The following is a 261-nucleotide window of genomic DNA, read 5'->3' as shown; positions in this document are numbered from 1 at the left end:
ATGCCAACGAAGGCAAGCGCGGCCACGATGATCGGCGGGACCGCATCGCCCAGGATCGCGATCGAGGAATGGGGATCGCGGCGCTGTGGCGTCTCGTCGTCGGCCGCATAGCCGAGCGCCACGCGCTGTGCCCGCACCGCCCGTCGGCGACGCCAGCCGGACACCAGGAACACGGCCGCGATTGCAGCCAACACAAGACCGGTCCAGTAAGCCACGGCGTACCTCCCATTGTCGTAGGTGTCGCGGCGCAATGGCGCCGTC

Annotated in this window: 1 protein-coding gene; it reads right to left on the bottom strand. The window is 69.0% G+C overall.

Annotated features, from left to right (window positions below):
* On the bottom strand, window positions 1-215 hold a 215-nt coding region (locus tag R0J92_RS24055; protein WP_411053530.1), incomplete at its 3' end, for a hypothetical protein.
* Window positions 216-261 lie beyond the last annotated feature (46 nt).

The organism is Tritonibacter sp. SIMBA_163 (genome assembly GCF_046535935.1).
Taxonomy (GTDB): domain Bacteria; phylum Pseudomonadota; class Alphaproteobacteria; order Rhodobacterales; family Rhodobacteraceae; genus Epibacterium; species Epibacterium scottomollicae.
This window is presented reverse-complemented; position numbering and strand designations above follow the sequence as displayed.